The following is a 25,783-nucleotide window of genomic DNA, read 5'->3' as shown; positions in this document are numbered from 1 at the left end:
CTAGCGCCGGCGGGCGATCAGCCGCGTCAGAGCGCGGCGGCCGAGGAGGAATACGGCCAGCACGACGGCCGTCACGATCACGAAGCTCCACTGCACGCCCTGCCCGGAGGCGATCCGCAGGAGCATCCCGCCCGCGACGGTCACCGCCCAGACGACGAGCCCGGCGGGCACGATCCGGTCCGGGGAGCGCCACGAGCGCGTGACGACCCAGCCGAGCAGGAGCGCCGCCAGGAACGGCCAGAGCGTGGTGAGCAGGCCGATCAGCGCCGACCCCTCGTCGTGGCTCCCGCGGCCGATCAGCACGAAGACCAGGACGAGCACGGCGTCGAGGGCGAGGCCGAGGCCCGCGTGCCGGGTCATGCGGGCTCCGTCACGAAGTCGATGAGCTGCTCGACCCGGCCCAGCAGCGCCGGCTCCAGGTCCTGGAAGGTGCGCACCCGGCCGAGGATGCGCTGCCAGGCGCGCGCGATGTCGGCCTGCTCCTCGTGCGGCCAGCCGAGCGCCTCGCAGATCCCGTGCTTCCACTCGGTGCCGCGCGGGATCTCGGGCCAGCGCTCCAGGCCGATCCGGCCGGGCTTCACGGCCTGCCAGACGTCGATGTAGGGGTGGCCGACGACGAGGACGTGGGCGCCGTGCGGACCGGCGGCGACCTGGCCGGCGATCCGCGACTCCTTCGAGCCGCGCACCAGGTGGTCGACGAGCACGCCGATGCGGCGCCCCGGACCGGGCCGGAACTCGCGCACCAGCTCGTCGAGGTTGTCGACGCCCTCGATGTACTCGACGACGACGCCCTCGACCCGCAGGTCGTGGCCCCAGACCTTCTCGACCAGCTCGGCGTCGTGCCGGCCCTCGACGTAGATGCGGCTGGGCAGGGCGACCCGCGCCTTCGCGTCGGCGACGTGGAAGGAGCCGGAGGCGGAGCGCGCGCGACCGAGGCCGGCGTCGCGCTTCAGCCCGGGCGCCTTGAGCGACACGGGCTTCCCCTCGAGGAGGAACCCGGGCCCCAGCGGGAACACGCGGACCTTGCCGAACCGGTCCTCCAGCCGCACCATCCGCAGCTCCACGCCGAGCACGGCGCCCACGAAGCCGGAGGCGACCTCCTCGACCACCAGATCGCGCTCGGCCTCGACCACCGCCACCTCGACCCTGCCGCGGGCGCGCCAGTCGCCGGCGAGCACGTCCTGCCCGTACCTGTCCTCGTCCATCGCACCGAGGGTAGCCGGAGGCGCGCGGGGCGCCGCGCGGACACGGCGCATGCACCTCTGCTTACATGAGCAGATGACCGAGGACCTCGAACCCGCCGCCGAGCTCTTCAAGGTGCTGTCCTCCTCCTCCCGGCTGCGCCTGCTCCGGGCCCTCGCCGAGGAGACGTCGACGGTCGGGCGGCTGGCCGAGGTGACCGGGCTCTCGCAGCCGCTGGTCTCGCAGCACCTGCGGATGCTCCGCACCGCCGGGCTGGTCGCGGTCGAGCGCGTGGGCCGTGAGGCGCACTACTCCGTCGCCGACACCCACGTCACGCACATCGTCGACGACGCTGTCCGGCACGCCCTGGAGGGGTGACCTCCGTCCCTGTCGGGAACGATGATCGCTCTCGATTAGGCGCATCCATTGCAATGCGTTTATGGATCTGGTCGACTGGAGCCCGTCGCGTCCGCGGCCCCCGCATCCGGAAAGGCAGCACCATGAGCACCACCGATCTCCACGCCGAGCACCCCGTCACCGAGCACGAGCACGGCGAGGGCTGCGGCCACCCGGCCGTGCAGCACGAGGACCACGTCGACTACGTCCACGGCACGCACCACCACGCCCTGCACGGCGACCACTACGACGAGCACGAGTCGGAGGCCGAGCACTCGACCGCCGACCACGAGCACGGCGACGCCTGCGGCCACGAGACCGTGCAGCACGACGACCACGTGGACTTCGTCCACGACGGCCACAAGCACGCCGCTCACGCCGGCCACTACGACGAGCACTGAGGCCGTGCGCGACGGGAGGGCTCGCACCCTCCCGTCGGCGCTCAGCCCTGACGGGCCTTGAAGCGCGGGTTCAGCTTGTTGATCACGAAGACGCGGCCCCGGCGGCGGACCACCTGCGAGCCGGGCTGCGCCTTCATCGACCTGAGGGAGTTGCGGACCTTCACGGATGCTCCTGTCGTTAATGAGAACTGTTATCGATAGAGTAGCGGTCCATGGAGCCCCACCACCCCGCACCCCCCGTCCTCGCCGTCACCCTCGTCAGCGCGACCGACCCCCGGGACGCCGGGCGGACCGCCGCGCTCCTCGCCGGCAGGCCCGAGTCCCGGATCGCCTTCGAGGTCGATCCGCCCAGCGCCGACGGTCCCGCTCTCGCCGAGGAGCTCCACCGGCGCCTCGCGGCCGACGCCGACGACGGCCACCGCGGTCACACGGTCGTCGCCCTCGATGGCCAGGCCGACCCGCTCGAGATCGGACTCGTGCTCGAGCACCTCTGCGCGCAGCGGCATCCCGCCGACACCCGCATCGCGATCCTCGACGTGGTCGCCGTGACGTCGACGGAGGAGATCCTGCGCGTGCTCTGCGGCGGCGCGGGCCCCTCCTTCGACTCGGCGGAGCGCCTCGCCGCCCGCCTGGAGTTCTCGAGCCTCATCGCCCTCGCCGAGCCCCTCTCCGAGAGCGACCCCGAGCGGACCGCACTCGTCCGCGACCTCCTGCGAGCACTCGCCCCCACCGCCGATCTCCTCCCCGCCGGTGAGCTCCCGGCGGCGCCACGGAGGCTCCACCCCCGGCGCGCGCACGCGATCGCCTCCTCGATGGGCTGGCAGTGCGCCCTCAACGGGACCTCGCGGCGCCGCGCCTCGGGCACGACCGTCGAGGAGTTCGTGTTCCGCGATCCGCTGCCCTTCCACCCCGGCCGCCTGAGCACGGCGGTCCACGGGGAGCTGGTGGCGGAGAAGGTGGGCCGCATCCTCCGCTCCCGCGGCCTGGTGCGCCTGGCGACGCGCGCCGACCGGGTCGGCTCGTGGTCGGTCGCCGGCGACGTGCTGACGCTGGACCCGACCAGCCTGCTCAGCTGGGACGAGGACGCGCCTCTCGGCCAGGAGCTCGCCTTCTTCGGGACGGGCCTGGACACCGGGAGGCTGACCGCCGTCCTGCAGAGCTGCCTGCTCACCCCCGAGGAGCTGCTGGCCGGCCCCGCCGCCTGGGCGGAGTACGCGGACCCCTTCCCGCGCTGGGTGGACGACCACCGGCACTGAGCCGGGCGTCCTCCGCCGCGCGGGACTCGACGTGCGCGACCCGCCAAGGACACCATTCGGCGAATGGTCCTCCGAACGCGCCATCGGACTTCTGGAACCCGCCCGATCATTGATGACCTCCGATAACCCTGCAATTGTGACTGGTGTCAAAGATGACGTTGAGAGAAGGAGATGTTCTTGCCAGGCACCAGAAGATCGGTTCGAGCGCTGCTCATGGGCACCGTACTTGCTTTCACTTCATTGGTCGCGACACCTGCGACGGCCGATCCGGGAGTCGTCACAGCGACCCGAACAGCAGAATCGACAATGCAATCTTTCGGCTTGCTCACGCCTATCGCCGCCTCCAGTGAAGGCGCCGCTCGACTAAGCTCCGAATCAGAGCACCTGGAGCCGAGCGGCTCCCTCTCGACGAAGTCCGGCCTCGCGGTCGAATACAGGAACCACAGCGTCGGCATCACTCCAGGAACCGCTGTCCGATCGGCGAGCGTCGGGCCTTCAGGCGCGCTCGTCTACAACATGAGCGACTCCTACGATTACGCGTTCACAGGGGCAGGCCATGTTCTCAATGCGGGCTTTGCTCTCATCAAGGACCAGGCAGCCCCATCTGATTACAGATTCGACGTGACCGTGGATGGAGAACCCGCCATCCTTGAGTTCATCGATCACTCGGTTGCGGTGAAGGATTCACACGGACGGACCGTCAACTTCATAAATCCGGCCTGGGCCTCAGATTCCACCGGCGCTCCTGTCAGGACCAGTTTCTCGATCGACGGCGGCACGCTGGTGCAGAGAGTGCATCACACGGGCGCATCCTATCCCGTGGTCGCCGACCCCAGCCTCGCCTGTGACATCGCATTCTGTACAATCATGCTCAACAGAACCGAGACGAAAACCGCGTCGCAATCTACCGCAGCAGCGGCAGGATTACTGTGCGGATCAATGACGGCCGCATTCGCCCCCATCGGAGCGGTGTGCGGCGCTTACGGCGCCGTATTCCACGTCGCCGCAGTTCAAGCGAACAACTCTGGCCAGTGCCTCGGCGCACGCTACCTCACTATAGGTGGCTCTCTGCACCCGGTCATCCAGCGCTGTTAGAGCGCGCGAAGAACAGCGAAGGAGATTCAATGGCCTCTGATCACGATCTCAGTCGGGCGATGCGCCGAGAATTGCGCAATCCCATCCTTGGAGGATTGGCGCTTCTGCTGTTCGGCGGCACAGCGGTTCTATTGCTTCTGTTCTGGTTCACCGATGCACGCGCCGTTCTCACGCCCTTCGTCGGGCCTGGAACGGGACTGGTCCTCACTGCTTTTACCGTGGAGGTAGCTCGACGCGCTAGGAGGCGCATGCGCGCGGAGGAGCGGGAGAGCTGACCTCGGAGCCTCGATCGACGGAGATTCTCGTCGCGCCATTGAGCGGCAAAAATCTCCGTCGCCGGTGGAGGACATTGCGTGTCTGACCAGCCCGGCCGGTATACGCCAACCGGAGTCGAACGATCGGACTATCCAATTTGGGATGCAACCGACATCTACGGCAAACGAAGAGTGATCGACGGAGGGGACGCAGCGCGGCCGTCCACCGTGCGGAGACGACGGGCGACCGCAGCGCCGACGGGCTCCGGGACGCACGGAGCCGACCGTGCGCCGGGAGTGTGACGCGCGGAGGCTCCCTCCGGGCGGCGGGTGGGTAGGCTGACCGGACAGCACGTGCTCCGGGGTCGGTGGGAATTCCGAACCGGCGGTCACAGTCCGCGAGCCGCAGCCCCTCGAGAGGGGCGGCGGTTGACCTGGTGGAACTCCAGGACCGACGGTGAAAGTCCGGAGGAGAGGCAGCACGAGCGTCGCGCATCACCGCGCGATGCTGAGCGACGGTGCCCGCGCACCGTCGATCGAGACCCCGGAGTTCGGCGACGAACGGAAGAACCGGGAATGACGATCGACTACGAGCACGCGATGCGCCGGGCGCTGGCGCTCGCCGAGCGCGGGCCCGCCCGCGGACCCAACCCGCGCGTAGGCTGCGTGATCCTCGCGCCCGACGGCACCGTCCTCGGCGAGGGCTGGCACCACGGAGCCGGCACCGCGCACGCCGAGGTCGACGCCCTGTCGCACGTCGCGGCGGGCGCCGCCGAGGGCGCGACGGCCGTCGTCTCGCTCGAGCCGTGCGACCACACCGGGCGCACGGGTCCCTGCAGCCGCGCCCTGATCGAGGCGGGCGTCTCCCGCGTCGTCTACGCCGTGCCGGACCCGGGCGAGCGCTCGGCCGGCGGCGGTCGCACCCTCCGCGAGGCCGGCGTCGAGGTGATCGAGGGCGTGCTCGCCGAGGGGGGAGAGCAGTTCCTCCACCCGTGGCTCACCGCGACCCGCCTGCACCGCCCCTTCGTCACGCTCAAGTGGGCCTCGACCCTCGACGGCCGCACCGCGGCGGCGGACGGCAGCAGCCGCTGGATCACCGGAGCGGCGGCCCGGCAGCGCGTGCACGAGCAGCGTGCCGCGCACGACGCGATCCTCGTCGGCACCGGGACCGTCCTCGCCGACGATCCCGCGCTCACCGCCCGCGGCGACGGAGGCGAGCTCCTCGCCCACCAGCCGGTGCCCGTCGTCGTCGGCACGCGCCCCGTGCCGCCGGGCGCCCGCCTGCACGAGCACCCCCGCGCCGTCGTGGTCGAGCGCACCCGCGACCTCGCCGCGGTCCTCGCGCACCTCTACTCCGCCGAGATCCGCAGCGTCTACGTCGAGGCCGGACCGACCCTCGCCTCCGCGCTCGTCGCCGCCGGACTGGTCGACGAGTACCTCGTGTTCCTCGCGCCCGCGCTCCTCGGCGGCCCCCGCCTCGCGCTCGGCGACCTCGGCGTGGAGAGCATCGGCGGGGCCCGGCGCCTCTCCCTCCGCTCGGTCGAGATCCTCGGCGACGACCTCCTCGTGACCGCGCGCCCCGACGTCCTCCCCGCGGGCGGTGCCGGCACCCCGGCCCGCCTCCCCCACGCCCTGCAGATGGAGACCCACTGATGTTCACCGGAATCATCGAGGAGAAGGGCGTCGTGACCGCCGTCGAGGCGGGCGCCGACGCGATCCGCCTCAGCATCCGCGGGCCCCTCGCCGTCGACGGCGTGCGGCACGGCGACTCGATCGCGGTCTCGGGCGTCTGCCTCACCGTGGTCGAGCACACCGACCAGGGCTTCACCGCCGACGTCATGGCGCAGACCCTGCGGATGTCGACCCTCGACACCGTGGGCGTCGGCGACCCCGTGAACCTCGAGCGCGCCGCGCTGGTCGGCGACCGGCTCGGCGGCCACATCGTCCAGGGCCACATCGACGGCACGGCGACGCTGCTCGCCATCGCACCGGGCGAGGCGTGGCGGGTGCTGCGGTTCTCGCTGCCGACCGGCATCGCTCCGCTCGTCGTCGACAAGGGCTCGATCGCGGTGGACGGCGTCTCGCTGACCGTCTCGGCGATCAGCCCCGCCGCCGAGCCGGAGCAGTGGTTCGAGGTCTCGCTGATCCCCGAGACGCTCGCCGTCACCACGCTGGGCGCGCGCGCGATCGGCGATCAGGTCAACATCGAGACCGACGTCCTGGCCCGCCACGTCGAGCGGATGCTCGCGCTGCGCTCGATCGCGGAGGCCCGCTCATGAGCCTCGCCACCATCCCCGAGGCCGTCGAGGCGCTGCGCGCCGGGCGCCCGATCATCGTCGCGGACGACGAGGGCCGCGAGAACGAGGGCGACGTCATCGTCTCGGCCCAGCTCGCCAGCCAGGAGACGATCGCCTGGATGGTCCGCCACTCCTCCGGGTTCATCTGCGCGCCGATGACCAACGAGATCGCCGACCGCCTCGCCCTGCCGCTGATGGTGGTCGAGAACGAGGACCCGCGCGGCACCGCCTACACGCTGTCCGTCGACGCGGCCGACCGGCTCTCCACCGGCATCAGCGCCTCCGACCGCGCGCACACCCTCCGCGTGCTGGCCGACCCCGAGGCGACCCCGTCCCGCCTGAACCGCCCCGGCCACATCCTGCCGCTGCGCGCCGTCGACGGCGGCGTGCGCGAGCGCGACGGGCACACGGAGGCGGCGGTCGACCTGATGAAGCTCGCCGGCCTGTACCCCGTGGGCGCGATCTCCGAGATCGTCGCCGAGGACGGCGAGATGATGCGGCTGCCCGGGCTGATCGCTCTCGGCGAGCGCGAGGGCGTGCCGGTGACCACGGTCGCGGCCCTCATCGCGTACCTGCAGGAGTTCCACTGCGACGCGGAGGTGCCCGTCACGGTCGCGGTCCCGGAGAGCGCGCGGGTGAGCTTCGAGGTCGAGACCACGGTGCCGACCACCCACGGCCCGTTCCGCATCCGCGCCTACCGCGACCGGCAGACCGGAGCGGATCACGTCGCGATCCTCGCGGGAGAGGTCGCCGCGGGGCGGCCCGCACTGGTGCGCGTGCACTCCGAGTGCCTGACCGGCGAGGCGTTCGGCTCGCTGAAGTGCGAGTGCGGACCCCAGCTCGACGCCGCCCTCGACACGATCCAGCGGGACGGCGGCGTCGTCGTCTACCTCCGCGGGCACGAGGGCCGGGGCATCGGCCTGATCAACAAGCTGCGCGCTTACCGCCTGCAGGAGGACGGACTCGACACCCTCGACGCGAACCTCGCCCTCGGGCTCCCCGCCGACGCGCGGGACTACGGAGCGGCGGTCGGGATCCTCGAGGACCTCGGCCTCACCGAGGTGCGCCTGCTCACCAACAACCCCGAGAAGGTCCGCCAGCTCACCGACCGCGGCATCGTCGTCGCCGAGCGCGTGCCGCTCGTCGTCGGGGTCGGCGCCTTCAACGAGGGCTACCTCGAGACCAAGCGCGACCGCATGGGCCACACCCTCGACAGCGTCCTCGACCACGACCCCCTCGACGCCGGGATCTCCGGCCTCGCCCTCGACGCCGGGATCGCCGGCGCCACCACGAAGGAGTAGCAATGGCCGGTAGCGGCGCCCCCACCACCTCCCCTCTCGACGGCGCGGGACTGCGCGTCGTCGTCATCGCGGGGACCTGGCACGAGCAGATCAGCGACGGTCTGATCGCCGGAGCGGGCCGAGCCCTCGACGAGGCCGGAGCGTCCTGGTCGCTCGTGCGCGTGCCCGGCTCGTTCGAGCTGCCCGTCGCCTCGAAGGCGGCCCTGGAGGCGGGGGCCGACGCGGTCGTCGCCCTCGGCGTGATCATCCGCGGCGGCACCCCGCACTTCGAGTACGTCTCGGACGCCGCCACCTCCGGGCTCACCACCGTCTCGATCCTGACGGGCAAGCCGGTCGGCTTCGGCGTGCTCACCCTCGACACCGAGCAGCAGGGCATCGATCGCGCGGGCCTTCCCGGCTCGAAGGAGGACAAGGGGCGCGAGGCGGCCGAGGCGGCGGTCTCGACCGCTCTGCTCCTCCGCTCGCTGCGCAGCTGAACCACTGCGGGCGGCCCCCGTCCTGGGGCCGCCTGCACACGAACCTGGGAGAACACGGAGTAAAGTGGTCGGGTCGTCACGAGCGACCCCTCTCTCCTCCCCCTCGCCCCAGCGGTCCGCGACGCCTGATCGACGCCCCGCCCCGCCGGCTCAGGGGGAGTCGCCGTCCACACGGAGCCCCTCCCTCATGTCTTCTCCCGCCGTCTCCGACGCGCCAGCAGCCGCCCCGCAGAACTCCCGCGGCCGCGTCATCCTCGCCAGCCTCATCGGCACCTCGATCGAGTTCTACGACTTCTACGCCTACGCGACCGCCGCCGTCCTGGTCTTCCCGTCGCTCTTCTTCGTCAACGAGGACCCGGCCACGGCCCTCCTCGCCTCCTTCGCCGTCTTCGGCGTCGCGTTCATCGCGCGCCCGATCGGGTCGATCATCTTCGGCCACTTCGGCGACCGCGTCGGCCGCAAGGGCACCCTCGTCGCCTCACTGCTCACCATGGGCGTCGCGACCTTCCTGATCGGCTGCCTGCCCACCGCGCTCACGCCCGGCTGGGAGTTCCTCGCTCCGTTCCTGCTCGTGGTGATGCGCTTCTGCCAGGGCCTCGGCCTCGGCGGCGAGTGGTCCGGAGCCGCGCTGCTCGCGACCGAGAACGCACCGGCCGGCAAGCGCGCCATCTACGGCACCTTCCCGCAGCTGGGCGCACCGATCGGCTTCATCGTCGCCAACGTCCTGTTCCTGGTGCTCGCGAGCACGATGAGCGACGAGACGTTCGCGGCCTGGGGCTGGCGCGTGCCGTTCCTGGCGAGCGCCGTGCTCGTGATCATCGGGCTCTACGTGCGGTTCAAGCTCGTCGAGACGCCCGCGTTCCAGAAGGTCGTCGAGAAGGGCGAGGTCGCCAAGCTGCCCCTCGCCCGCGTCTTCGTCACCAGCTGGCGCCCGCTCATCCTGGGCACCTTCATCATGCTGGCGACCTACGTGCTCTTCTACCTCATGACCACGTTCACGCTGACCTACGGCACCTCGCCCGTCGACGGCGCGGTTCCGGGCCTCGGCTACACGCGCAACGACTTCCTCGTCATGCTGATCGTCGGCGTGGTGTTCTTCGGGATCTTCACGCTCGTCTCCGGCCCGCTCGCGGAGCGCTTCGGCCGCCGGCGGACGCTGCTCGTGGTGACCGCGGCGATCCTCGTGTTCGGCCTGCTCTTCGTGCCCCTGTTCAGCGCCGGCTTCGCGGGCGTCATGGCCGTCCTGATCCTCGGCTTCACGCTGATGGGCCTGACCTTCGGCCCGATGGGCGCCGTCCTCCCCGAGCTGTTCCCGACCAACGTCCGCTACACCGGCTCGGCGATGGCGTACAACCTCGCATCGATCCTCGGAGCGGCCCTCGCGCCGATCATCGCGGTCGCGCTCTGGAGGGCGGCGGGCGGCAGCACCGTGCTGGTCGGCCTCTACCTCAGCGCCGCGGCCGTGCTGACGCTGATCGCGCTCCTGCTCTCCAAGGAGACGAAGAACGCGTCGTACCACGACAACGTCTCGTAGGACTCCCTGCAGAGGACGGCCCGACGGGATCCCCCGGCGGGCCGTCCGCGTCTCCGCTCCCTCCCTGAGCACCGGGCCCGCCCTCTGGCGGCCTGCTCGCAGCGACGACGGGGCAGAATGGACGGCGATGAGCACCACCACCTCCCGGCGCGGCGGACGACGACCCTCCCGCGACGACGGACCCCGCGCCTCCTTCTCGCAGCTCGTGCCCTACCTGCTCGAGCACCGCGGCATCCTCTCGGTCGTCGTGGTCCTCAGTCTGTTCGGAGCGGCGGCGAGCCTCGGCCAGCCCCTGCTCGTCGGCCAGGTCATCACCCGGGTCCAGTCCGGTCTCGATCTCGGCCCGCTCGTGTGGGCCCTCGTCGGCCTGGTCGTGGCCTCCGGGCTCATCTCGGGCTTCGCGCACTACCTGCTCCAGCGCACCGGCGAGGGGATCGTGCTCTCGAGCCGCCGCCGCCTCGTCGCACGGCTGCTGCGCCTCCCCATCCGGGAGTTCGACGCGCGCCGCACCGGCGACCTCGTCTCGCGCGTCGGCTCCGACTCCACGCTCCTGCGCGCGGTGCTGACCCAGGGGCTCGTCGACTCGATCGCGGGCTCCCTCGTCTTCGTCGGCGCGATCATCGCGATGGCCGTCATCGACTGGGTGCTGCTGCTGATCATCGTGGCGGTGGTGGCGGTGGCCCTCGGGCTCGCGCTGACCCTCGGCCGCGGCATCCGCACCGCCAGCCGCAAGGCCCAGGAGAAGGTCGGCGATCTGGCCGCGGCCGTCGAGCGCGCCATCAGCGCCGTCCGGACGATCCGTGCCGCCGGAGCCACCGATCGCGAGATCGCGGTCGTCGACCAGCACGCGACGGAGGCGTACCGCCTCGGGATCCGCGTCGCGCACGTCTCGGCCCTCGTGGTGCCGGTGGCGGGGATCGCCATGCAGGTCGCCTTCCTCGCCGTCCTCGGCGTCGGCGGCTACCGCGTCGCGTCCGGCGCGATCGACATCGCCCAGCTGGTCTCGTTCATCCTCTTCCTCTTCATGATGGTGATGCCGCTCGGCAACTTCATCGGCGCCATCACCTCGGTGAACTCGGCGCTGGGCGCCCTCGGCCGCATCCAGGAGATCATCGACCTGCCGATCGAGGGCGACGGCGACGCCTCCGCGGGCGGCCTCGGCGCCGGCGTGGCGGAGGAGGCCATCTCCTTCGAGGACGTGGTGTTCTCCTACGAGGAGGGCGCCGTGCCCGACGCGGCGGCCGTGGCGGACGAGCGCGACCGCACTGTCCTGCGCGGCGTCTCCTTCACCGTGCCGCGCGGCAAGCGCACCGCCCTGGTCGGGCCGTCGGGAGCGGGCAAGAGCACGATCCTCGCCCTCATCGAGCGGTTCTACGACCCGGAGGCCGGCGTCGTCCGACTCGGCGGTGTCGACATCACGGCCATCGACCGCGACGCGCTCCGCGCGCAGATCGGCTACGTCGAGCAGGACGCCCCGGTCCTGGCCGGCACCATCCGCGAGAACCTCGTCCTCGGCCGCCCCGACGCCGACGACGCCGACTGCCTCCGGGTGCTCGAGGCGGTGAACCTGACCGACGTGCTCGAGCGCAACCCGCTCGGCCTGCACGCGCCGGTGGGCGAGAGCGGAGTGATGCTCTCGGGCGGTGAGCGTCAGCGCCTCGCGATCGGCCGCGCGCTCCTGGCGGCCCCGCCGATCCTGCTGCTGGACGAGTCCACGTCGAGCCTCGACGGACTCAACGAGCAGCGCTTGCGCCTGGCGATCGACGCGGTCGCCGAGAACCGGACCCTGCTGGTGATCGCGCACCGCCTGTCGACCGTGGTCGACTCCGACCGCATCGTCGTGCTGCAGAAGGGCGAGGTCGTGGGAGTCGGCACCCACTCCGAGCTCGTCGAGTCGACGCCGCTCTACCGGGACCTCGCCAAGCACCAGCTGCTCGTCTGACGGACGCCGCAGCGGCGTCTCGCGACCGCCGCTGCCTCATGCCGGTCGACCAGCCGCGCAGCGGCGTGTCGAGACGCCCGCACGTCTCGACCGGCAGCCTGCGCCCGCTCGTCCCTCAGCGCGGCGGCAGCCGCAGAGCCCCGTCGAGCCGGATGGTCTCGCCGTTGATCATGGGGTTCTCGACGATGTGCCGCACCAGGGCCGCGAACTCCTCGGGGCGTCCGAGGCGGGCAGGATGCGGCGTCGCCGAGCCGAGCGCCTCGCGGGCCCTGTCCGGCAGCCCGGCGAGCAGGGGCGTGTCGAACGTGCCCGGTGCGATCGACACCACGCGCACGAGCCGGGCCGCGAGCTCGCGCGCGAGCGGCAGGGTCATCGCCGCCACGGCTCCCTTCGACGCGGCGTAGGCCGCCTGTCCGATCTGCCCCTCGAAGGCGGCGACGGAGGCGGTCGTGACCAGGACTCCCCGCTCCCCATCGATCGGCTCCCGCTCGGCGATCGACGCCGCGGCGAGGCGCAGCACGTTGAGCGTCCCGGTCGTGTTGATCCGCAGCACCCGCTCGAACTGCTCGAGCGGCAGCGGCCCGTCGCGTCCGAGCAGCCGCCCGGGTGTGGCCACGCCCGCACAGCTCACGGCGACGCGCAGCTCCCCCGCCGCCTCCACGGCGCTCGAGACGGCGTCCGGATCGAGGACGTCCCCGGCGATCAGCTGCACGGAGGCGGGCAGACGCGCGGCCTCCACCGCGTTCGGCAGATCGAGCACGACCACGCGCGCTCCTGCGGCGTCGAGCGCCGTCGCCGTCGCGGCTCCCAGTCCGGACGCTCCCCCCGCGATCAGCGCGGACGTCCCCTCGAGTCGCACGGTCAGCCCGCCGGAGCGGGGGTCGAGTCGGCGTCGGGCTCGTCGGTCGGCTCGCCGCCGGGCTCTCCCTTCGGATCGCTGCTCGGCTCCCCGGACGCGAGCGCCTGCGCCGAGCAGTCGGTCAGGGTGGCGTCGTAGGCGTCCCGGGCGCGCTGCGCCGCCAGGCGGACCTCCTCCTCCGCGAGCGGGCTCGCGAGCGGCGGCCGGTCGCTCAGGCCGTAGCGGGCGAGGCAGTCGCTGATCAGGCGGGTCATGCGCGCGCCGCTCTCGGGATCGGCTGTGCCGGTGGGCGCCGGGGCGGCGGTCGCGACGGAGCCCGAGTCGCGCACGGACCCGTCCGGCACCTCCGCGGCGGGACCGGAGCAGGCGGTGAGGCTCAGTGCGAGCGCGACTCCGACGAGCAGCGCGACGGGCGGGCGGAGCGTCGTGCGCAGGAGCATGGACGACCTCGTTCGTGACGGCTGGCTGCGGGCAGGAGTGCGGCCACGGTAGCGCAGTCGGTGCTTCCGGCGAGCGCTGGGCGCGCTCTCACGTCTCAGTGGCACCCCCAACGGGGCACAGACGCGCCTCTCAGGAGGGCTCGGCGAGCGCCCACATCGCGACCGCCGACGCCGCAGCGACGTTGAGCGAGTCGATCCCGTGCCGCATCGGGATCTGGACGGCGACATCGGCGGCGGCGAGCGCTTCGGCGGTGAGACCCTGCCCCTCGGTGCCGAGCACGAGGGCGACGCGCTCCGGAGCGCGGGCGGCGAAGTCCCGCAGGGGCACCGCCTCCGGGGTCAGAGCCATCGCCGCGATCGTGAAGCCCGCTCCGTGCAGGAGCCGCTGCGTCGACGGCCAGTCGCCGACGCGCGTCCAGGGCACCTGGAGGACCGTTCCCATGCTCACGCGGATGGCGCGGCGGTAGTACGGATCGGAGCAGCGCGGCGTCACCAGCACGGCATCGGCTCCGATGGCCCCGACGGAGCGGAAGATCGCGCCGACGTTCGTCGGGTCGACCACGTCCTCGAGCACGACGACGCGGCGCGCTCCCGCGAGCAGGCCGGCCGGGTCGGGCAGCACGGGCCGGTCCATCGCCGCGATCAGGCCGCGGTGCAGGGTGTACCCGGTGAGCTCGGCCAGGAGCTCACCCGGGCCCGTGAAGACGGGCACGTCGAAGCGGCCGACCAGGCGCTCGGCCTCGCCGGCCGAACCGCCGAGGGCGAGCACCGAGCGCGGCCGGTGCCCGGCGGCGATCGCGCGCTCGAGCACGAGCGCCGACTCCGCGATGTACAGGCCGTGCGGGCCGCGGGCGTTCTTCAGCGCGACATCGGTCGCGTGCGCGTAGTCGCGCAGCCGCGGGTCGTCGAGCGCGGTGACCTCGATCCGCTCCACCGGATCAGGCGAAGGGGTCGGGGGTGAGCGTGTACTTGGTGCTGAGGTACTCGTGGATCCCCTCGAGTCCGCCCTCGCGGCCGAGGCCCGACTGCTTCACCCCGCCGAAGGGCGCCGCCGCGTTCGACACCACGCCGACGTTGAGGCCCATCATCCCGGTGGCGAGCCGCTCGATCATCCGCTGACCGCGGGCGAGATCGCGCGTGAAGACGTAGGACACCAGTCCGTACTCGGTGTCGTTGGCGAGCGCGACGGCGTCGTCCTCGTCGGTGAACGGCACGATCGCGAGGACCGGGCCGAAGATCTCGGTGCGCAGGATCTCGCTCTCCCGGTCGACCCCCGCGAGCACGGTCGGCCGGTAGAAGTGGCCGGCCCCCTCGATCCGATCGCCGCCGGTGAGCAGGCGCGCGCCGCGGGAGGTTGCGTCCTCCACCAGCGCGGACGCCTTCTCGACCGCGCGCTCGTCGATCAGCGGGCCGATGGTCACTCCGTCCTCGGTGCCGCGGCCGACGCGCAGAGCGCGCACGCGCTCCACGATCCGCGCGGCGAACTCCTCGGCGATCGACTCGTGCACGAAGCAGCGGTTGGCGGCCGTGCAGGCCTGGCCGATGTTGCGGAACTTCGCGAGCATCGCGCCCTCGACCGCCCGGTCGAGGTCGGCGTCCTCGAACACGACGAAGGGCGCGTTGCCGCCCAGCTCCATCGAGGTCCGCAGCACGTTCTCGGAGGCCTGCTGCAGCAGCGTGCGCCCGACGGGAGTGGAGCCGGTGAAGGACACCTTCCGCAGGCGGGGATCCGACAGGATCGGAGCCGACACGGCTCCCGCCGAGGACGTGGTGACCACGTTGAGCACGCCGTCGGGGAGCCCCGCCTCGGCGAGCAGCGCCGCGAAGGCGAGCGTGGTGAGCGGAGTGAGCTCGGCCGGCTTCACGACGACGGTGCAGCCCGCCGCCAGCGCCGGAGCGATCTTCCGCGTCGCCATCGCGAGCGGGAAGTTCCAGGGGGTGATCAGGTAGCAGGGGCCCACCGGGTGCTGCGAGACGATCATCCGGCCACTGCCCTCGGGCGAGACGCCGTAGCGTCCGCTGATGCGCACCGCCTCCTCGCTGAACCAGCGGAGGAACTCGCCGCCGTACACGACCTCGCCCCTCGCCTCCGCGACCGGCTTGCCCATCTCGAGCGCCATCAGGAGCGCGAACTCCTCGGTGCGCTCCTGCAGGAGGTCGAACGCCCGCCGGAGGATCTCGCCCCGCTTCCGCGGCGCCGTCGCGGCCCACGACGGACCGGCGGCGACGGCGGCGTCGAGCGCCCGGACCCCGTCCTCCGGAGTCGCGTCGGCGATCGAGACCAGGACCGCTCCGGTGGCCGGGTCCTCGACGTCGATCGAGCCGCCGCCGGAGGCGTCCACCCACTCACCGCCGATCAGCAGCTGCGTGGGGATGCGGGCGAGCAGAGCGGTCTCGGCGGCGCGGGACGCGACGGAATCAGTCACAGGAGGGAACCACTTCTTCGGATCGGAGCGCGCAGACCGCGCCGGGAGGAGCTTCTCGTCCTCCCAGTGTAGGACGGGCGATCGCTCCGGGGGCGTGGTCGCCGGGAGCCGCGAGGACCTGCGCCTCCCTGAGCCCTGTGGAGGGACGAGCGCTCAGACGGACCGCTCGACGCGGACTCCCGCCTCCGTCAGCTCGCGCAGCGCCGCGGCACTCGCCTCCTCGGAGACGCCTGCGACCAGGTCCTGGAGCACGCGGACCTCGAGCCCCGCCCGTCGCGCGTCGAGCGCCGAGGCGCGCACGCAGTGGTCGGTCGCGAGTCCCACGACGTCGAGCGCAGTGACGCCCTGCTCCGCGAGCACGGCGCCGAGCTCCTCGCCCGCCTCCGTCGTGCCCTCGAAGGCCGAGTAGGAGGGGCGGCCCTGCCCCTTGAGGATCTGCACGTCGATCAGAGCGGTGTCCAGGGCCGGGTGGAACCGCGCGCCGTCCGTGCCGGCGACGCAGTGGACGGGCCAGCTGTCGACGAAGTCCGGCTCCACCGCGAAATGGCCGCCGTTGTCGGAGTCGCCCTCGTGCCAGTCGCGGGAGGCCAGCACCGCGGAGTACCGGCCGGCGTGCGCCGCCAGATGCGCGGTGATGCCCTGGGCGACGGCCGCGCCGCCTGTGACGGCGAGCGCGCCGCCCTCGGTGAAGTCGTTCTGCACGTCGACGATCAGGAGTGCGGTGGTCATCGTGGGCCTTCCGGGAGGAGGTGGAGAGGAGGAGCGGGCGGCCGACCCGTCCGGGTCAGGAGTCGGAGAGCGAGGATCCGCAGCGGTAGACGCCCGTCACGAGGGTGTCGATCGCGGTCTTCGCCGAGTCGGAGACGTCGCCGAGAGCGTAGACCGCGAAGGTCAGCTCGGTGCCGTCCGCCGCGGTGACCACGCCGGCCAGGGTGTAGCCGGTGTCGATCCAGCCCGTCTTCGCTCGCACCGCGCCGTCGGCCGCGGCGTTGTCGCCGGCGAAGCGGTCGGAGTAGGAGAGCGAGCCCGTCCGGCCCGACACCGGCAGGCCGTCCAGGAGGATCCCCAGCTGCCCCTCGCGGGCCTGCACCTTCCGGAGCAGCTCGGTGAAGTACGCCGGCGCGACCGCGTTGTCGTCGCTCAGACCGGAGCCGTCGACGATCGCGATCCCGGACGTGTCGACGCCGTAACCGGCGAGCCCCTGCAGCACACCGGCCTGCTCGGCAGCGAAGTCGCTGCCCGCGCCGGTGCGGATCGCGACGAGTCGCGCGAGCATCTCGGCGATCGCATTGTCGGAGACGAGCAGCATCTGCTGCACGAGCGTGCCGACCGGGGCCGACTCCACCGTGCCGAGAACCGCCGCGCCCGCGGGAGCCGTCCCGGTGGAGACCACGGGCGAGCCGTCCAGCTCATCGGCGAACGCCCCTCCGGCCCGGCCGACCGGATCCGTGCCGCGCTCGGAGGTCGAGGCCGTGGGGTCCTCGCGATCGCCGTCCACCTGGAGCGCCGTGATCTCGGGCATGTAGCCGTCGACCTGCTCCTTGCGGTTCCAGCTCGGCTGCCAGGTCTCGCCCGAGTAGAGGGAGGAGTCGAGCACCAGCGACGTGATCGGCGTCCCGGCGGTGGAGGGGTCCGCCTCCCAGGCGCTCTCGACCTGCGCCGCGAGGTCGTCGAGGTGGGCCGCTCCGGCGTAGGTCGACTCCCGGCCGGTCGGGAGCCCGGTCAGGGTGAGGTCTCCCCCGCCGACGAGGACGACACTTCCGGGCTCGCTCCCGCGGACAACGGTGGTGGCGATGCGTGTGTCCGGGCCGAGGACCGCGAGCGCCGACGCGGCCGTGAGGATCTTGAGGGCGGAGGCGGTGCGGGACGCGGTCCCGCCCCCGCGGTCGAACAGGACCTCGCCCGTCGCGGCGTCGACCACGCGCGCCTGCATCGAGCCCAGGCGCGGGTCGGCGGCGAGCCCCGCCACCGAGCAGGTGCGGAGCGCTTCGGCCGCCGCTTCGGCGGTGGGCCGCGCCGTGGCCGTCGGCGTCGGTGTGGGAGTCGCGGTGGCGGTCGGGGTCGAGGCGACGGGCAGCGCCCCTGGCTCCGCGGCGCTGCCGAGAGCCGTCCCCACGCCGAAGGCGCCGCCACCGAGCACGGCGGCCACGAGCACCGCGGCGACCACGAGAGTGCGGCGACGGCGGGGAGGAGGCGTGTCGGTCATCCGCAACAGGGTAGCGACGCGAGTTCGACGCGACCTGGACGCCGCGGATCCGGCCGGGAACTCACGGATCCGGCTCGGACGTCGAGGATGACGGGAGAGGGAGCCGCCTGTGGGAATCGAACCCACGACCTTCTCATTACGAGTGAGACGCTCTGCCGACTGAGCTAAGGCGGCGTGCACGCGGGGCCTGAGCCCCGGACACGATTACACAGCATAGCCTGCTCGCGCCCCCGGGCGTGAATCAGGACGGCGCGGTCGAGCAGAGGCCCCGCGACGGCGGCGGCTACCGCTGCGCTCGGCTCAGGCGAGCGCGCCGCGGAGCTCCTCGAAGGAGCGGGCGATGCGTCCGGGCAGGGCCTCCCGGCCGTCGTGATCGACCCAGGCCGCCCAGGCGTGGCGGACGGCGGCGAGCCCGAGGAGCGTCAGCATCCGCGCCCGGCTGCGCACCCGCTCCGCGTCGTCGTCCTCCTGGCCGAGACGCTCGGCGACGAGCCCCTCGACCGCGAGCTCGAACTCGCGCATGCCCGCGATCTTCAGACCGACCAGATGCGGGTGCTCGCGGAAGAGCGCGCGGCGGAGGACGTGCAGCTCCCGGTCCTCCTCGAGCGGCTCCTCCATCGCGGCGACGAAGACCCGCTGCAGGTCCTCGAGCACGGCGCCCCGGCCCGTGACGAACGCCGCCGCCGTCTCGTCGGCGATGACCGGGAGCCCGCCGACCAGCGCGTCCTCCTTCGAGGCGAAGTAGTTGAAGAAGGTGCGCGTGGAGACGTCGGCGGCGCGCGAGACGTCCTCGATGGTCACCCGCTCCGGCCCGCGCTCGCTCGCCAGGCGGAGGACGGCGATCTCGATCGCCCGCCGCGTGGCCAGGCGCTTGCGCTCGCGGAGCCCGGGCTGCTGCTCGCGGGGCCGCTCCTGCTCGCTCAGCACTGCGGATCCACCTCCGGGACGGTCCCCTCGAGCAGGTACGCGTCGACCGCGTCGTTCACGCAGGACGTCGACTTGTTGTAGGCCGTGTGGCCCTCGCCGTCGTAGGTGACCAGGTGACCGGCGGAGAGCTCGCCCGCGAGCGCCTGCGCCCACACGTAGGGCGTCGCGGGATCGTTCGTGGTGCCCACGACCAGGATGGGCGCCGAGCCCTCCGCGGTGATCGGCTCGCGGGAGCCCTCAAAGGCCGCCGGCCACTCGCTGCAGAGGATGTCGCCGTAGGCCATGTAGCGGCCGATCGTCGGCGCGGCCTGCTCGAGAGCGGCCTCGTCGGCGCGCATCGAGGCGGTGTCGGCGTCGTAGGAGTAGTCGACGCAGTTGATCGCGAGGAACGCCTCGGTGGTGTTGTCCGCGTACCGGCCGTCCGCGTCGCGCCCGTTGTAGGCGTCCGCGTACTGGAACGCGACCGCGGGGTCGCCCCGGCGGACGTCGGCCAGCATCTCGCTCAGCGCTCCCCACGCCGTGGCGTCGTAGAGCGGGTAGACGATCGCGGTGAACAGCGTGCTCGCGCCGAGCTCACGGCCGTCGGCGGCCCGGATCGGCGAGGCGTCCACGTCATCGAGCATGCGCTTCAGCTGGGCCATCCCCGCGTCGACGGTGCCGGTGAACGGGCAGTCGTCCGAGCGGAGGCAGTCGGCGAGGTAGGCGCGCAGTGCGCTCTCGAACCCCTTCGCCTGCTCGCGCACCACGTCGAACGAGGTGGCCGCCGGATCGATCGCGCCGTCGAGGACGAGGCGGCCGACCCGGTCCGGGAACAGCCCGGCGTAGGTCGCTCCGAGGAACGTGCCGTAGGAGTAGCCGAGGTAGTGCAGCGTCTCGTCGCCGAGCGCCGCGCGCAGCACGTCGAGATCACGGGCGGCGCTCGGGGTGCCGACCTCGGGCAGCAGCGGCCCGCTGCGCTCCTGGCAGGCGGCGGCGAACGCAGCGGCGGACGTGCGCTGCGCCTGGATCCACTCGTCGCTGCCCCGCTCCCCGGGCGTGATGTCGTAGAGGTAGGAGTCGAGGCCCGCGGCGTCGAGGCAGGAGACCGCGGTGGAGGCGCCCACTCCGCGCGGATCGAAGCCGACGACGTCGTACCGGGCGGCGAGCGCGGAGTCGACCGCGTAGTCGGCGCTGTCGCGGATGAAGTCGACGCCCGACGCTCCCGGTCCGCCCGGGTTCACGAGCAGGGAGCCGATCGCCGGTCCCTTCGTCGCGGGTCGGCGCACCAGAGCGATCGACGCGGTCTCCCCCGAGGGGTCGTCCCAGTCGAGCGGGACGGTCGCGTCGGTGCAGAGAGCGCCGTCGCCGCAGTCGTCCCAGACCAGCACCTGCGAGTAGTAGCGCTCCAGGGAGTCGTCGACGGTCTGCGGATAGGGGGTGGAGGTCCGGTCGACGCTCGGGCCGGGCGCGAAGCAGCCGGTCAGGAGGGACGCGGCCGCGGCGAGCGCGACGACGACGGCCGACCGGCGCCCCCGCCTCACGCGGCCACCGGGCGGCGCGCCGCGACGACGAGCAGCGCCTCGAGAGCGAGGACCGGGGAGACGTTCGCGTCGATCCGCTGCCGGGCGGTCGCGATCGCGTCGAGGACCGCGAGCGTGCGGTCGGGCGGAGTCGCTTCGGCGAGCGCGGTCATCTCGGTCCGGACCTCCTCGTTGATGACGCCGCCGGGCGCCCCGAGCTGGAGGCGCACCACGTCGCGGTAGAGGGAGAGCAGGTCGACGAGGATCCGGTCGAGGCCGTCGCGGAGGCTCCGCGTCGCGCGTCGCTTCTGGTCCTCCTCGAGCGCCCGCAGCTGCGAGCGGAGCTGCGCGGGCACGGTGCCCCCGGGCTCGACGCCGAGCGAGCGCAGCGCCTGCTGCCGCTCGGCCTCGTCGCGCTCGAGGGTGATCGCCTTGGCGTCCTCGGTCGCGACCTCGATCATCCGCGCAGCGCCGAGCACCGCGTCCGAGACGCCGCGGAGGCGCAGGGCGATGCGGAGCGTCTCCTCGCGCCGCTCGCGCGCGTTCGCGTCGGTCGCCAGGCGGTGCGCCATCCCGATGTGGCTCTGAGCCTGGCGGGCGGCGCGCTCGGCGGTCTCGGGGTCGACCCCGTCGCGGCGCTCGAGGAGACCGGCGACGTCCTCGACGCTCGGCACGCGGAGCCGCACGGAGCGGACGCGGGAGCGGATGGTGGGGAGCAGATCGGCCTCGCTCGGGGCGCACAGGATCCAGACCGTGCGCTCCGGCGGCTCTTCGAGCGCCTTCAGCAGCACGTTGGACGTGCGCTCGCTCATCCGGTCGGCGTCCTCGATGACCATGACGCGGTAGCGCGACACCGAGGGCGAGTACTGCGAGCTGCTGACCAGCCGCCGCACCTCGTCGATCGAGATGATCACGCGCTCGGTCGTCAGCACGGCGAGGTCGGGATGGGAGCGGGCGGCGACCTGGCGGCAGTCGGGGCACTCCCCGCAGCCGCCGCGGCGGCAGAGCAGTGCGGAGGCGAACGCGTAGGCGAGGTTCGAGCGGCCGGACCCGGGAGGGCCGGTGATGAGCCAGGAGTGCGTCATCGACGACGACTCCCGGCCACGGTCGTCCCGGGGCGTCGAGGCGTCCTGCAGGGCGCCGATGGCGTGCTCCTGCCCGACGAGCTGGCTCCAGACGGTCATGCCACCAGGCTAACCGCGAGCACCGACAGCCGACGCGCCGTCGAGGAGGACGGCGACCCGTTCCCGCACCGCGGCCGCGATCTCCTCGACGGGGAGAGCGGCGTCCAGGACGAGGAAGCGCTCGGCGTCCGTCTCGGCGATCGCCAGGAACGCCTCGCGCACGCGCCCGTGGAACTCCGCCTTCTCGGCCTCCAGCCGGTCGAAGCGGGTGCGGGCCGCGTCGAGCCGGCCCCGCGCGACGGCGGGGTCGAGGTCGAGCAGGACGGTGAGGTCGGGCCTCAGGTCGCGGGTGGCCCATTCCGAGAGCCGCCGGACCTCGACGGCGTCGAGGACCCGTCCGGCTCCCTGGTAGGCGACGGAGGAGTCGATGTAGCGGTCCTGCACGACGACCTCGCCGCGCTCGAGCGCCGGTCGCACGAGCGTCCCGATGTGCTGGGCGCGGTCCGCCGCGTAGAGCAGGGCCTCGGCCCGCGGGTCGATCTCGCCGCGGTGGTGCAGAACGATCTCGCGGATCTGCAGGCCCACCTCGGTGCCTCCGGGCTCGCGGGTGCGGACGACGGTCTCGCCCCGCGTGCCCAGCCACTCCTCGAGCAGCCGGGCCTGCGTGGTCTTGCCCGCGCCGTCCCCGCCCTCGAGGGTGACGAACAGCCCGGTCACGACTCGGTCGCGTCCGACGTCTCGGCGGCGGCCGCCGCGGCCGCGCGGCTCGCGGCGGTGGCGCGGGGCGCGGCGGGCTTCTTCGCTGCGGTCGTCTTCTTGGCGGCCGCGGCCGTCTTAGCCGCCGTCGTCTTAGCCGCCGTCGTCTTAGCCGCTGTCGTCTTGGCCGCCGTCGTCTTGGCCGCCGTGGTCTTCGCCGCGGGCTTCTTGGCCGGCGCGCGCTTGGCCGGAGCCTTCTTGGCCGGGCCCTTCGCGCGCTTGTCGGCGAGCATCTGGACCGCCTGCTCGAAGTCGATCTCCTCGATCGTGAGGCCCTTGGAGATCGTGACGTTGGTCTCGCCGTCGGTCACGTAGGCGCCGAAGCGTCCGTCGCGGATCCGGATCGGCTTGCCGCTGACGGGGTCCGCCTCGAACTCCTTCAGCGCGCTCGACGCGCGTCGCGCCCCGTACTTCGGCTGGGCGAAGATCTCGAGCGCCGTCGGCAGGTCGACCTCGAAGATCTGGTCCTCGCTGGTGAGCGACCGGCTGTCGGTGCCCTTCTTGATGTACGGGCCGTACCGGCCGTTCTGAGCCGTGATCGGCTCGCCGCTCTCGGGGTCGTCGCCGACCGTGCGCGGCAGGTCGAGCAGGCGCAGCGCCGTCGCCAGGTCGATCGACGCGACGTCCATCGACTTGAAGAGGGAGGAGGTGCGCGGCTTCACGACAGCGGGCTTCTTCGCGCCGCGCTTCGCGGGCGCGCGCTCGACGACTTCCCCGGTGGCGGGATCCGCCGCGGTCTCCGGCTCCGGATCGACCTCGGTCACGTAGGGGCCGAAGCGCCCGTCCTTGACGACGACGGTCTTGCCCGAGTCGGGGTTGCTTCCCAGCACGCGGTCGGTCTGCACCGGGGCGTCGACGAGCTCCTGCGCCTTGGCGGGCGTGAGCTCGTCGGGAGCCAGCTCGAGCGGCAGGTTGACGCGACGCGGCGTCTCCTGCCCCTCCTCCTGGGCCACCTCGAGGTAGGGGCCGTACTTGCCGATGCGCAGGGTGATGTCGTCGGTGATCCGGACGGAGTTGATGCTCTTCGCATCGATCTCGCCGAGGTTGTCCACGACGTGTCGGAGCCCGGGGTGCGTGCCTCCGCCGAAGTAGAAGCGGTTGAGCCAGGCGACGCGGTCCTCCTCGCCGCCGGCGATGCGGTCGAGGTCGCCCTCCATCTCGGCGGTGAAGTCGTACTCCACCAGGTCGGAGAAGAAGTCCTCGAGCAGCCGGACCACCGAGAAGGCGATCCAGTTGGGCACGAGGGCGGTGCCGCGCGGAGTGACGTAGCCGCGGTCGACGATGGTGGAGATGATCGACGCGTAGGTCGAGGGCCGGCCGATGCCGAGCTCCTCGAGCGCCTTGACCAGGCTCGCCTCCGTGTAGCGCGGGGGCGGCGAGGTCTCGTGGCCCTTGGCCTCGACCTCGGCGACGACCAGGCTCTGGCCGACCTCGAGCACCGGCAGCTTGGCGTCCTTCTCGTCGCGGGCGCCGTGACGCTCCTCGTCGCGCCCCTCCTCGTAGGCGAGCAGGAATCCGCGGAAGGTGATGACGGTTCCGGAGGCGGTGAACTCGGCGGTCTTCGCGACGTCGCCGGCCGGCTCGGCGAGCAGCGTCACGGTGGCGGTCGAGCCCTTGGCGTCGGCCATCTGCGAGGCGACGGTGCGCTTCCAGATGAGCTCGTAGAGGCGGAGGTCGTTGCCGCGGAGGGTGCCCGAGAGCTGGTCCGGGGTGCGGAAGGTCTCGCCCGCGGGCCGGATGGCCTCGTGCGCCTCCTGCGCGTTCTTGTTCTTGCCGGAGTACAGGCGGGGCTTGTCCGGGACGGTCTCGGCTCCGTAGAGGGACGCGGCCTGAGTGCGTGCGGCGTTCAGCGCCTGCTGCGAGAGCCCGGGTGAATCGGTCCTCATGTAGGTGATGAAGCCGTTCTCGTAGAGCGACTGCGCGACGCTCATCGTCTGGCGCGCCGAGAAGCGGAGCTTGCGCGCCGCCTCCTGCTGGAGCGTGGACGTGGTGAACGGGGCGGCGGGGCGGCGCGAGTACGGCTTGGACTCGAGGTTCGAGACCCGGACCGTGGTGGCGGGGTCGCGCAGCGCCTCGGCGAGGGCACCGGCGGTGGACTCGTCGAGGACGGTGACGTCGCCCTTCAGCTGACCGCGGTCGTCGAAGTCGCGGCCGCTTCCGATCCGCTTGCCGTCGAGCCGCGCCAGGCGGGCGTCGAAGCCCGCCGCGGCGTCCGACTCGGGTGCGAGCACGGTGGCGAGGTCCCAGTAGCTCGCCGACACGAACGCCAGGCGCTCCCGCTCGCGGTCGACCACCAGGCGGGTCGCGGCCGACTGCACCCGACCGGCCGAGAGCCCGGGGCCGACCTTGCGCCACAGCACGGGCGAGATCTCGTAGCCGTAGAGGCGGTCGAGGATGCGGCGGGTCTCCTGGGCGTCGACCAGGGAGGTGTCGATGTCCCGGGTGTTGTCGCGCGCCTTCTGGATCGCGTCCTTCGTGATCTCGTGGAAGACCATGCGGTGCACGGGGACCTTGGGCTTGAGCTCCTCGAGGAGGTGCCACGCGATGGCCTCGCCCTCGCGGTCTTCATCAGTGGCGAGGTAGAGCTCGTCGGCGTTCTTCAGCGCGCGCTTGAGGTCGGCGACCGTCTTCTTCTTCTGGTCGGACACGACGTAGTAGGGCTCGAAGCCGTTGTCGACGTCGACGGAGAACTTGCCCAGCGGGCCCTTCTTCAGCTCCGGGGGGAGGTTCTTCGGCTCGATGAGGTCGCGGATGTGCCCGACGGAGGCGAGCACCTCGTAGCCGTCGCCCAGGTACTGGGCGATGGTCTTGGCTTTCGCCGGCGACTCGACGATCACCAGCTTCTTCGTGCCGGACACAGTTCTCCTCGATTGGTGCTGTCGGGTCGGACGACCAGTGGTCCGACGTCCCCTGCTGCGGGGAGACGGTGCGCGGCGACGTGGTGCGGGGAACGGCGACGCGTCCCCATCGGCGGGGGCGCCCGACAGGCACACCATACACACTGACCCCGGACGTCCTGCCCCCTCCCGAGGACACGGGGACCTCGGGAGGACGCTGGACACGGCCTCGGAGCCGCCTGCCCGGCCTGCCGTCGGCGGGGGTGACGCGCGGCGCCGATCGGCGCATGATGAGGCATGGCAACGACGCACACCACCACGACTTCCGCCTACACGGCCAAGCTCCTCGACGGACCGCTGGAGGGCAAGACCCTCCGCCGGGGATACGGCGACGATCAGGCCCCCGCCGCACGCCTCGAGATCCCCGGGGCGAGGGCGGGCTCCCGCTACATCTACCTCCTCGCCGGGGGCCTCGAGCACGACGAGGGCGCGGGCGCCCTGCCGACCGCCGCCGCGTACCGGTACCAGCGACTCTCCTCCGACTGACGCGCTCCCGCGGCGTCGTCCGAACCTCG

The 25,783-nt window shown here is 72.4% G+C and carries 26 protein-coding genes, 1 tRNA gene and 1 riboswitch; of the genes, 12 read left to right on the top strand and 15 right to left on the bottom strand.

Annotation, left to right across the window (positions count from 1 at the left end):
• A complete protein-coding gene (locus C5B92_RS07385) occupies nt 1–360 on the bottom strand; it encodes a DUF3054 domain-containing protein (protein WP_104233715.1) in 360 nt (119 codons plus the stop codon).
• The gene (locus tag C5B92_RS07380) at nt 357–1,205 is read right to left on the bottom strand and encodes a DUF3097 domain-containing protein (RefSeq protein WP_104255828.1); all 849 of its coding nucleotides are present in this window, start codon (nt 1,203–1,205) and stop codon (nt 357–359) included. Before C5B92_RS07380 ends, C5B92_RS07385 begins: the two co-directional genes overlap by 4 nt.
• A 73-nt stretch (nt 1,206–1,278) precedes the next feature.
• On the opposite strand from C5B92_RS07380, the gene C5B92_RS07375 reads away from it, so the two are divergent.
• Both C5B92_RS07375 and C5B92_RS17650 read left to right on the top strand, forming a co-directional pair.
• Nucleotides 1,279–1,560 (top strand): helix-turn-helix transcriptional regulator, encoded by a 282-nt coding sequence (locus C5B92_RS07375; protein ID WP_104222235.1) that lies wholly within the window; start codon nt 1,279–1,281, stop codon nt 1,558–1,560.
• A 122-nt stretch (nt 1,561–1,682) separates the two neighbouring features.
• Nucleotides 1,683–1,979 carry a hypothetical protein gene (locus tag C5B92_RS17650; RefSeq protein WP_104222233.1) on the top strand — a complete coding sequence of 99 codons (297 nt, stop codon included), beginning with the start codon at nt 1,683–1,685 and terminating at the stop codon, nt 1,977–1,979.
• A 41-nt stretch (nt 1,980–2,020) separates the two neighbouring features.
• On the opposite strand, the gene ykgO is transcribed toward C5B92_RS17650, so the two are convergent.
• Complete coding sequence (gene ykgO / locus C5B92_RS07365) at nt 2,021–2,143, bottom strand: type B 50S ribosomal protein L36 (RefSeq protein WP_104226896.1); 123 nt, start codon at nt 2,141–2,143, stop codon at nt 2,021–2,023.
• A gap of 48 nt (nt 2,144–2,191) precedes the next feature.
• Here ykgO and C5B92_RS07360 point away from each other — a divergent pair, with 48 nt between their 5' ends.
• The 9 genes from C5B92_RS07360 to C5B92_RS07330 all read left to right on the top strand — a co-directional run bounded on the left by C5B92_RS07360 (nt 2,192) and on the right by C5B92_RS07330 (nt 12,134).
• On the top strand, nt 2,192–3,235 hold the full coding sequence (locus C5B92_RS07360; protein WP_104255829.1) for a GTP-binding protein: 1,044 nt from the start codon (nt 2,192–2,194) through the stop codon (nt 3,233–3,235).
• A 306-nt stretch (nt 3,236–3,541) separates the two neighbouring features.
• Nucleotides 3,542–4,330, top strand: coding sequence for a hypothetical protein (locus tag C5B92_RS16905; RefSeq protein ID WP_146079280.1), 789 nt, complete (start codon nt 3,542–3,544; stop codon nt 4,328–4,330).
• Nucleotides 4,331–4,359: 29 nt separating this feature from the next.
• Nucleotides 4,360–4,605 (top strand): hypothetical protein, encoded by a 246-nt coding sequence (locus tag C5B92_RS16900; protein WP_146078468.1) that lies wholly within the window; start codon nt 4,360–4,362, stop codon nt 4,603–4,605.
• A gap of 331 nt (nt 4,606–4,936) precedes the next feature.
• A riboswitch (FMN riboswitch) is annotated at nt 4,937–5,069 on the top strand.
• A 91-nt stretch (nt 5,070–5,160) separates the two neighbouring features.
• Nucleotides 5,161–6,237, top strand: a complete 1,077-nt coding sequence (gene ribD, locus C5B92_RS07355) for a bifunctional diaminohydroxyphosphoribosylaminopyrimidine deaminase/5-amino-6-(5-phosphoribosylamino)uracil reductase RibD (RefSeq protein WP_258061302.1) — start codon at nt 5,161–5,163, stop codon at nt 6,235–6,237.
• Nucleotides 6,237–6,863 (top strand): riboflavin synthase, encoded by a 627-nt coding sequence (locus tag C5B92_RS07350; protein WP_104255830.1) that lies wholly within the window; start codon nt 6,237–6,239, stop codon nt 6,861–6,863. Before ribD ends, C5B92_RS07350 begins: the two co-directional genes overlap by 1 nt.
• Nucleotides 6,860–8,182 carry a GTP cyclohydrolase II gene (gene ribA / locus C5B92_RS07345; protein ID WP_104222225.1) on the top strand — a complete coding sequence of 441 codons (1,323 nt, stop codon included), beginning with the start codon at nt 6,860–6,862 and terminating at the stop codon, nt 8,180–8,182. The genes C5B92_RS07350 and ribA overlap by 4 nt, the downstream gene beginning before the upstream one ends.
• A gap of 2 nt (nt 8,183–8,184) precedes the next feature.
• Complete coding sequence (ribH, locus tag C5B92_RS07340; protein ID WP_104222223.1) at nt 8,185–8,658, top strand: 6,7-dimethyl-8-ribityllumazine synthase; 474 nt, start codon at nt 8,185–8,187, stop codon at nt 8,656–8,658.
• A gap of 187 nt (nt 8,659–8,845) precedes the next feature.
• Entirely contained in the window at nt 8,846–10,192 is a 1,347-nt protein-coding gene (locus tag C5B92_RS07335; protein WP_104222221.1) for an MFS transporter, read from the top strand.
• Nucleotides 10,193–10,319: 127 nt separating this feature from the next.
• Nucleotides 10,320–12,134, top strand: coding sequence for an ABC transporter ATP-binding protein (locus tag C5B92_RS07330; protein WP_104233721.1), 1,815 nt, complete (start codon nt 10,320–10,322; stop codon nt 12,132–12,134).
• A 115-nt stretch (nt 12,135–12,249) separates the two neighbouring features.
• On the opposite strand, the gene C5B92_RS07325 is transcribed toward C5B92_RS07330, so the two are convergent.
• From C5B92_RS07325 to topA, 12 genes are all read right to left on the bottom strand, one after another.
• Nucleotides 12,250–12,993: an SDR family NAD(P)-dependent oxidoreductase gene (locus C5B92_RS07325; RefSeq protein WP_104255831.1), complete on the bottom strand. Its 744-nt coding sequence runs from the start codon at nt 12,991–12,993 to the stop codon at nt 12,250–12,252.
• A gap of 2 nt (nt 12,994–12,995) precedes the next feature.
• The gene (locus tag C5B92_RS07320) at nt 12,996–13,433 is read right to left on the bottom strand and encodes a hypothetical protein (RefSeq protein WP_104255832.1); all 438 of its coding nucleotides are present in this window, start codon (nt 13,431–13,433) and stop codon (nt 12,996–12,998) included.
• A 130-nt stretch (nt 13,434–13,563) separates the two neighbouring features.
• Nucleotides 13,564–14,367, bottom strand: a complete 804-nt coding sequence (locus C5B92_RS07315; protein ID WP_104250606.1) for an RNA methyltransferase — start codon at nt 14,365–14,367, stop codon at nt 13,564–13,566.
• 4 nt (nt 14,368–14,371) lie between these two features.
• On the bottom strand, nt 14,372–15,859 hold the full coding sequence (locus C5B92_RS07310) for an NAD-dependent succinate-semialdehyde dehydrogenase (RefSeq protein WP_104255833.1): 1,488 nt from the start codon (nt 15,857–15,859) through the stop codon (nt 14,372–14,374).
• Between the two features lie 153 nt (nt 15,860–16,012).
• The gene (locus C5B92_RS07305) at nt 16,013–16,588 is read right to left on the bottom strand and encodes an isochorismatase family protein (protein WP_104255834.1); all 576 of its coding nucleotides are present in this window, start codon (nt 16,586–16,588) and stop codon (nt 16,013–16,015) included.
• A gap of 55 nt (nt 16,589–16,643) precedes the next feature.
• Nucleotides 16,644–18,065, bottom strand: a complete 1,422-nt coding sequence (dacB, locus tag C5B92_RS07300) for a D-alanyl-D-alanine carboxypeptidase/D-alanyl-D-alanine-endopeptidase (RefSeq protein ID WP_104255835.1) — start codon at nt 18,063–18,065, stop codon at nt 16,644–16,646.
• A gap of 101 nt (nt 18,066–18,166) precedes the next feature.
• Nucleotides 18,167–18,239, bottom strand: a tRNA-Thr gene (locus C5B92_RS07295).
• 126 nt (nt 18,240–18,365) lie between these two features.
• Nucleotides 18,366–18,992 carry a TetR/AcrR family transcriptional regulator gene (locus C5B92_RS17270; RefSeq protein ID WP_181028766.1) on the bottom strand — a complete coding sequence of 209 codons (627 nt, stop codon included), beginning with the start codon at nt 18,990–18,992 and terminating at the stop codon, nt 18,366–18,368.
• The gene (locus tag C5B92_RS07285; RefSeq protein ID WP_104255836.1) at nt 18,986–20,512 is read right to left on the bottom strand and encodes an alpha/beta hydrolase; all 1,527 of its coding nucleotides are present in this window, start codon (nt 20,510–20,512) and stop codon (nt 18,986–18,988) included. Before C5B92_RS07285 ends, C5B92_RS17270 begins: the two co-directional genes overlap by 7 nt.
• The gene (locus C5B92_RS07280) at nt 20,509–21,675 is read right to left on the bottom strand and encodes a DNA polymerase III subunit delta' (RefSeq protein WP_104255837.1); all 1,167 of its coding nucleotides are present in this window, start codon (nt 21,673–21,675) and stop codon (nt 20,509–20,511) included. Before C5B92_RS07280 ends, C5B92_RS07285 begins: the two co-directional genes overlap by 4 nt.
• Nucleotides 21,676–21,684: 9 nt before the next feature.
• Complete coding sequence (tmk, locus tag C5B92_RS07275) at nt 21,685–22,332, bottom strand: dTMP kinase (RefSeq protein WP_104255838.1); 648 nt, start codon at nt 22,330–22,332, stop codon at nt 21,685–21,687.
• Nucleotides 22,329–25,229, bottom strand: coding sequence for a type I DNA topoisomerase (topA, locus tag C5B92_RS07270; protein ID WP_104255839.1), 2,901 nt, complete (start codon nt 25,227–25,229; stop codon nt 22,329–22,331). Before topA ends, tmk begins: the two co-directional genes overlap by 4 nt.
• Nucleotides 25,230–25,505: 276 nt before the next feature.
• Between topA and C5B92_RS07265 the strand changes: the two genes are divergently transcribed.
• On the top strand, nt 25,506–25,754 hold the full coding sequence (locus C5B92_RS07265; RefSeq protein WP_104222197.1) for a hypothetical protein: 249 nt from the start codon (nt 25,506–25,508) through the stop codon (nt 25,752–25,754).
• Nucleotides 25,755–25,783: the final 29 nt, after the last annotated feature.

Origin of the sequence: Rathayibacter sp. AY1A4, assembly GCF_002930955.1 — a bacterium.
Classification (GTDB): Bacteria; Actinomycetota; Actinomycetes; order Actinomycetales; family Microbacteriaceae; genus Rathayibacter.
This window is presented reverse-complemented; position numbering and strand designations above follow the sequence as displayed.